Source organism: Virgisporangium aliadipatigenens (assembly GCF_016863615.1).
GTDB classification, from domain to species: Bacteria; Actinomycetota; Actinomycetes; order Mycobacteriales; family Micromonosporaceae; genus Virgisporangium; species Virgisporangium aliadipatigenens.
Genome location: NZ_BOPF01000024.1, coordinates 165778 through 173021, shown reverse-complemented (window position 1 = coordinate 173021; position 7244 = coordinate 165778). Strand labels below are relative to the sequence as shown.

The following is a 7244-nucleotide window of genomic DNA, read 5'->3' as shown; positions in this document are numbered from 1 at the left end:
CCATGCCCCGATGCGGCCGATTCTGCGCGTCGAAGTCCGTGTACACCGCGCCGTCGGCGGTGGTCTGCCGGACCACTTGGTCGCCGCGCGTCTCGACGGCGGAGCCGTCGGCGAACCGCTGCCGCACGATGTCGTCGGCAAGATAGTCGAGCGTGAATCGTTCGCCGTCGCCGGTGACGCCGCTGTGCGGCCGTTGATCGGCGTCGAAGTCGCCGTAGCTCGTGCCGTCCCGGGCGGTTTGCTGAACCAGCTGGTTGCCGTCGTAGGTGACGCTCGACCCGTCGGAGTACCGGTGTCGCACGACGCCGTCGCGGGGGTATTCGAGCGTGAATCGCACGTGGTCGGCGGTCACGCCGGAATGCGCGCGGTTCTGCTCGTCGAAGTTGAAAAGAACGGTCCCTTCCGGCGAGGTCTGCCGGAACAGTTGCTGACCGTCGTATTCGATGACCCAGCCGTCGGGTGTGGTCTGCCGGGTGAGCTGCGGGTTGTCGACCATCGGTTCCCAATCCCCCTATCGCCGGCCGGGCACCCGGGGCGGGTGTCCGGGCTTCGGCGGCGCGGGCGGTGTTTTCGGGGGAACGTCTCCGGCGCGCACGACGTGCCGACGCACGCTACGGGGCGGTTCGGGCACGGCGGGACGCGCCTCGACCGACGGGCGGGCCGAGACGGCGGGCCGGGGAGCGGCCGCCGGGCGGTCGACCCGCGGGGTGGCGGGCCGGTGCGCGATGCGCGGCGGGGTGCCGCGGACCGTCCCGAACGCACCGGTGAGGTGGTTCGCGGCGACCGGTGGCGTCCACAGGGCCGGCGCGGCGGTCGGCACGGCGCGCGGCGTCCGCGGAACGGCCCCGGGCGCCGGGGGCGGCGGTGCGAGCATCCGGCCCGGAACGGTCGGCATCGTCGGGAACGGTGGCGCCGTCGGCATGTCCTCGGCGCGCGCGGTGTAGCTGCGCCGGCCGCTCATCTCCTGGATCTCCCGTGCGGCGATCGGCTTCGGATCACCGGACTGCGGCCCGAACACCTCGTCGGGGTTCTTCGGCAGCGAGTTTCCAAAGGACAATGTCGCACTCCGATCTGTTCGACGACCGCACGGCCCGTTCATGAACGCCGAACGCATGGCTCACCTGGGCGGACCCTAACGGAAGCGCCATGGGCACCGTACAGATCTCGATTCTTCGACGGTGCGTGAACTGCGGCGGAGCGTCCGGCGGGACGGCTCGCGATACCCCGATCAAGGACGTTGACCCGGGTGGGCTCGCGACCCATGGTGAGATCGGCAGAATCGGAGGCACCATGGCTGACTCGCGACCCAGCGGCGAAATCGGAAGTTGGGACAGTGCGCCGAAGGAGTACAGCTCCGACCCCGGGCACTGGGAGGTCGACATCGACTCCACCGCCCTGTGGTCCGACGGCGTCAAGTGCATGGAGTGGGCCGAGGCCATCATCCAGCACTTCAGCGATCTCATGACGAAGTACTGGATCCCGCTGCACATCGGCTGGGCGGGCCAGTCCGAGGAAGAAGCCACCAGGTTCTTCAACACGTTCACCGATGCCCGGGTCATCTTCTACGGGCTGGCGAAGGACGAGAAGCGGCCGGAATCGGTGCCCGCGGACAGCGTGGGCATGCTGACCCAACTGTGCGGCATCGTCAAAAGCGCGGCGGCGCTTTACGGCCAGGCCGAGGAGACCGGCTACCAGACGTTCAAACAACTGGCCAACTCGGTCGGCTACTCGCTCTACGACAACAAGTACCCCGACGAGTATCCGAAGCCTTCGCCGGCGGACTACCCCGAGTACAAGGACTTCGACCAGGAGGACCGCTGGTGGATCGACGCGCTCTACGAGAAGAAGGCGTCGGCTGAGGACCCGGTCAAGATCAAGCGGGACGAGACCAACTCGTGGGACCAGCCCGGTGTCCCGGACAACTTTACGGTCGGCGATTGAAGCGGGATATTGACCTGAGCGGCGCTAGGCAGTTACATCTGTCGATGTACAGGATCGAGCCCAGCCGGTGTGGCGGTTCCGCCGAATCCGGCGCCAGGTCGCCAGGGTGACCCCCGAGACGGGGTGACGCGCCCGAGGCGGGGCAGGTCCCCCTCCTTCGAGGAGCGCCTCGTGTCCACATCCCTGTTCCGTCGGCATGCCCGTGCCCTGCTGGTCGGCGCCGCCACCGCGACGCTCGCCGTCGCGGCGGTGGCGTTCTCCGGCGTCCCGGCCGCCGACGCCGCCGCCATCTCCTACCCGAAGCCGCGCGCCAAGTTCGACTACCAGATCGGCGGCGCCTACACGCCTCCGTCGGGCGTGACCGTGGTCAGTCGCGACCGCGGCGACGATCCGGCTCCGGGCCTCTACAACATCTGTTATGTGAACGGCTTCCAGGGCCAACCCGGCGCGGCGAACGTGGAGGGCACCAGCGCCTGGTTCAAGGCCACGAGCGAACGGGCGGCGCTGCTGCTCAAGCGCAACAACGGCCAGTACTTCGAGGATCCCGAGTGGCCGGGCGAGATCATGTTCGACATCCGCACCGACGCGAAGCGCCGCTCCCTCGCGAACATCGTGGGCGGCTGGATCGCCCGCTGCGCCGCCGACGGCTTCCAGGCGGTCGAGATCGACAACCTCGACACGTTCACCCGATCCTTCGTCTCGGGCAGCAGCGGGGCGACCTACATCTCGGAGGACAACGCCAAGGCGTACGCCCGGCTGCTCACCGCGGCCGCCCACGCCAACGGCCTGGCGGTGGCGCAGAAGAACACGCTCGAACTGGAGCTCGACGCGAACGGGGACCTGACCCAGCCGAACATGGGCCGGGAACTGGGCTTCGACTTCGGCATTGTCGAGGAGTGCGGCGCGAACACCGATTCCGAATACGCGGAGTGCCAGCTGTACAAGCAGGTCTGGGGCGGCGCGATGTTCGTGATCGAGTACACCCGCGCCGGATACAACACGGCCTGCACCGCCCTGCGCGGAACGGCCTCGGTGATCCGCCGCGACGTGAGCGTCAGCCCCGGCGGGCCCTACCAGTTCTGCGGCTGAACCAACGGGTGCGGCCGGTCCGTCGCCACCCAACGACGGACCGGCCTCCCTCACCCCTTACCGGCCGGCCACCCCGGCGCGGCGCTTCGTCCAGACGTCGAAAGCGACCGCGATGAGAAGGACGGCGCCTTTGACGAGCATCGTCCGCTCCGGCGGCTCACCCGCCAGGGACATGCCGTTGTTGATGACGCCCATGATCAGGCCCCCGGTGATCGCACCGATCACCTTGCCGACACCGCCCTGCACCGCGGCACCGCCGATGAACGCCGCCGCGATCGCGTCGAGTTCGAACGCGTTACCCGCCGTCGGGCCGGCCAGGTTGAGCCGGCCGGCGAGGATGATGCCGGCGACGGCCGACAGCACACCCATGTTCACGAACAGCCAGAACACGACCGACTTGACCTTCACGCCGGAGAGCGTCGCGGCCTGCAGGTTGCCACCGACGGCGTAGATGTGGCGACCGAACGTGGCCTTCGAGGTCATCACCGAGTACGCGAGCACCAGCACGGCCAGCAGCACCAGCACCCACGGCAGGTTCTTGAACCGCGCGAGCTGGATGATCAGGCCCATCACCACGGCACCCGCGATGACGATCTTCGTCAGGAACAGCCACATCGGCTCGACCTGCTGCCCGTAGCCCAGCCGGCCCACGCGCGCCCGCCACTGCGTGACCGCCCAGCCGATCACGACGAGTCCACCCACGATGATGCTGAACAGGTCGGCACCGCCCAGCGGCCCGAGGCCCACGTTGCCCAGGTACCCCTCGGTGAACCCGTTGGCGAGCGTCCGCACCTCCTCCGGGAACGGCCCGACACCCTGGTTGCCCAGGATCGTCATCGTGATGGCCCGGAAGAGCAGCATGCCCGCGAGCGTCACGATGAACGCCGGGATGCCGAAGTACGCGACCCAGTACCCGTGCCAGGCGCCGATGATCCCGCCGACGACCAGCGTGGCGAGGATGGCGAGCGGCCAGGACCAGCCGTGGTCGACCATCAGCACCGCCGCGATCGCGCCGGTGGCCGCCACCACGGAGCCGACCGACAGGTCGATGTGCCCCGCGATGATGATCAGGATCATCCCGATCGCGAGGATCAAAATGTACGAGTTCTGGATGATGACGTTGGAGATGTTCTGCGGCTGGAGCAGCGCACCGTCGGTGGTGATGGCGAAGAGCACCACGATCAGCGCGAACGCGATGTAGATACCGCTCGCCCGAAGGTTGATCTTCGGCATGCCCCGCTTCGGTGTGACGGGGCCGCCCCCCGCGCCCGGCAGCTGTTCGCTCAGCGCGACGTCGGAGTTTGTCGGCGCGGCCATACCTATCCCTGTCCCTTGGTCATGAACTGCATCAACCGCTCCTGCGTAGCCTCTTCGCGCGGCACCTCACCGGTGATCCGACCGGCGGACAGCGCATAGATACGGTCGCACAGGCCCAGCAGTTCGGGGAGTTCGGACGAGATAACCAGCACCGCCTTTCCCTGGTCGGCGAGCTGGTTGATGATCGTGTAGATCTCGTACTTCGCGCCGACGTCGATGCCCCGGGTCGGCTCGTCGAGAATGAGCACATCCGGATCCGTGAAGATCCACTTGGCCAGCACGACCTTCTGCTGGTTGCCACCGCTGAGCTTGCCGGTGATCGAGGCGACCGTGGGCGCCTTGATGTTCATGCTCTTGCGGTAGCTCTCGGCGACCTTGTTCTCCTCGTTGTCGTTGACGAAGCCGCGACTCGCGAGTTTGGTCAACGCCGCCGCCGACACGTTGCGCTTGATGTCGTCGATGAGGTTGAGGCCGTAGCGCTTGCGGTCCTCGGTCGCGTAGGCGATGCCGTGCCTGATCGCCTCCTGCACCGTGCGCGTCCGGATCTCCTTGCCGTTCTTGTAGACCTGCCCGGAGATGCCCACCCCGTAGGAACGCCCGAAGACGCTCATCGCCAGCTCGGTACGGCCGGCTCCCATGAGCCCCGCCAGGCCCACGATCTCGCCGGCGCGCAGCGTCAGGCTGGCGTTGGACACGACCGCCCGGTCGGGCTGGATGGGGCTGTGCACCGTCCAGTTCTCGATGCGCAGCACCTCCTCGCCGATCTTCGGCTCGTGCGGCGGGAACCGGTGCTCCAGGTCGCGGCCGACCATGCCGGCGATGATGACGTCCTCGGTGATCTCGTCGTTCGCCGGGTCGAGCGTGCGGATCATCTTGCCGTCGCGCAGGATGCTGATCCGGTCGGCGATCGAGATCACCTCGTTGAGCTTGTGCGAGATGATCACGCAGGTGATGCCCTCGTCCCGCAGCCCGCGCAGCAGGTCGAGCAGGTGCTCGGAGTCCCGGTCGTTGAGCGCGGCGGTCGGCTCGTCGAGGATCAGCAGCCGAACGCTCTTGGACAGCGCCTTGGCGATCTCCACGAGCTGCTGCTTGCCGACCCCGATGTCGGCGACCGTCGTCGTCGCCTTCTCCCGCAGGCCCACGCGCTTGAGCAGGTTGTCCGCGTCGTGGTTGGTCTTGTTCCAGTCGATCATCCCGCGGGTGGCCCGCTCGTTGCCGAGGAAAATGTTCTCGGCGATCGAGAGCTGCGCACACAGCGCCAGCTCCTGATGGATGATGACGATGCCCCGGTGCTCCGAGTCGCGGATGCCGGAGAAGTGCCCCGGCTCGCCGTCGACCTCGATCTCACCGCTGTAGGTGCCGTGCGGGTAGACGCCCGAGAGCACCTTCATCAGCGTGGACTTGCCGGCGCCGTTCTCCCCGCAGATCGCGTGGATCTCCCCGCGCCGGACCGTCAGGTTGACGTCCGACAGGGCCTTGACGCCGGGGAACTCCATCGTGATGCCGCGCATGCGCAATATGTCGTCGGTCATGTGTTCTCCCATCGCTGAGGCCCGGCCGCCCTCGTAGGACGGCCGGGCTCTCGCGCTTCCGGTCAGCCCAGCTGGGACTGCTGGTAGAAGCCGCTCTCGACAAGAATCTTCTGGTAGTTGGTCTTGTCGACGATGACCGGCTGGAGCAGGAACGACGGGACGACCTTGTTGCCGTTGTCGTAGTCCTTGGTGTTGTTGACCTCGGGCTTGTTGCCCTTCAGCACGGAGTCGGCCATCGTGACGGTCGACTTGGCCAGCTCACGGGTGTCCTTGAAGATCGTCGAGTACTGCTCGTCCTTCAGGATGGACTTGACCGAGGCCAGCTCGGCGTCCTGGCCGGTGACGATCGGGTAGGGCTGGCCGGCGGTGCCGTAACCGGCGGACTTCAGCGCCGACAGGATGCCGATCGAGATGCCGTCGTAGGGCGAGAGCACACCCTGGACCTTGGTGCCGCCCTGGTAGGTCTTCGTCAGGATGTCCTCCATGCGCTTCTGCGCGGTGGCGGGGTCCCAACGGAGGATGGCGACCGTCTTGAAGTCCTTCTGGCCGCTGGCGACCTTGAGGGTGCCCTTGTCGATGTAGGGCTGCAGGACCGACATCGCGCCGTTGAAGAAGAAGGTGGCGTTGTTGTCGTCCGGCGAGCCGGCGAAGAGCTCGACGTTGAACGGCCCGGTGGCCGAACCCTCGGAGCCGTCGGCGTTCTTCACCTTCAGTCCGGTCAGCAGCGAGGTGGCCTGCTGCACACCGACCTTGAAGTTGTCGAAGGTGGCGTAGTAGTCGACGTTGGGGCTGTTGCGAATCAGCCGGTCGTAGGCGATGACCGGAATCTTCTTCTTCGCCGCTTCCTGGAGCTGGGTGGTGATCGCGGTGCCGTCGATCGAGGCGATGATCAGGAGCTTGGCACCCTTGGTGATCTGGTTCTCGATCTGGTTGACCTGGGTCGGGATGTCGTTCTCCGCGTACTGCAGGTCGACGGTGTAGCCGAGCTTCTCCAACTGCGTCTTCAGGTTGTTGCCGTCACTGATCCAGCGTTCCGACGACTTGGTCGGCATGGTCACGCCGACCAGGTTGCCGCCGGAAGCGGCTTTGTCGGCGTCCTTCTCACTGGACCCACAGGCCGTCATGGCCCCGGCAAGCACGAGGGCGGTGACCGCCGACGCGAACCGTCCGAGTCTCATGCGAAATCTCCTTCAGGGGGCGGTAAACCCGGGCGTGGCGACGACCGGGGTGGGATGTGGGGGTTGTATGGCGACGCCGGTCGGTGAGGCCGTGCGACGGGGTGGTGGGTGGGCTGTTCCGGACGCACCCTACTGGGCGGAGGAGACGTCCTGACCGGCAGTGTTATCGCTAACATAGTCTCTGTCA

7 protein-coding genes are annotated in these 7244 nt (G+C 67.0%); 2 read left to right on the top strand and 5 right to left on the bottom strand.

The features are described 5' to 3' along the window. Both Val02_RS29975 and Val02_RS29970 read right to left on the bottom strand, forming a co-directional pair. On the bottom strand, positions 1-496 hold a 496-nt coding region (locus Val02_RS29975), incomplete at its 3' end, for a hypothetical protein (protein ID WP_203902601.1). A 15-nt stretch (positions 497-511) separates the two neighbouring features. Then, positions 512-1057, bottom strand: coding sequence for a hypothetical protein (locus Val02_RS29970; protein WP_203902600.1), 546 nt, complete (start codon positions 1055-1057; stop codon positions 512-514). A 233-nt stretch (positions 1058-1290) separates the two neighbouring features. Here Val02_RS29970 and Val02_RS29965 point away from each other — a divergent pair, with 233 nt between their 5' ends. After that, positions 1291-1941: a hypothetical protein gene (locus Val02_RS29965; protein WP_203902599.1), complete on the top strand. Its 651-nt coding sequence runs from the start codon at positions 1291-1293 to the stop codon at positions 1939-1941. Between the two features lie 171 nt (positions 1942-2112). Beyond that, the gene (locus tag Val02_RS29960) at positions 2113-3030 is read left to right on the top strand and encodes an endo alpha-1,4 polygalactosaminidase (RefSeq protein ID WP_203902598.1); all 918 of its coding nucleotides are present in this window, start codon (positions 2113-2115) and stop codon (positions 3028-3030) included. Positions 3031-3087: 57 nt separating this feature from the next. Here the strand turns inward: Val02_RS29960 and mmsB are convergent, their stop codons facing one another. From mmsB to chvE, 3 genes are all read right to left on the bottom strand, one after another. Next, entirely contained in the window at positions 3088-4347 is a 1260-nt protein-coding gene (gene mmsB / locus Val02_RS29955) for a multiple monosaccharide ABC transporter permease (protein ID WP_203902597.1), read from the bottom strand. A gap of 2 nt (positions 4348-4349) precedes the next feature. After that, complete coding sequence (gene mmsA / locus Val02_RS29950) at positions 4350-5879, bottom strand: multiple monosaccharide ABC transporter ATP-binding protein (protein ID WP_203902596.1); 1530 nt, start codon at positions 5877-5879, stop codon at positions 4350-4352. Positions 5880-5941: 62 nt separating this feature from the next. Next, positions 5942-7057 (bottom strand): multiple monosaccharide ABC transporter substrate-binding protein, encoded by a 1116-nt coding sequence (chvE, locus tag Val02_RS29945; protein ID WP_275415627.1) that lies wholly within the window; start codon positions 7055-7057, stop codon positions 5942-5944. Positions 7058-7244 lie beyond the last annotated feature (187 nt).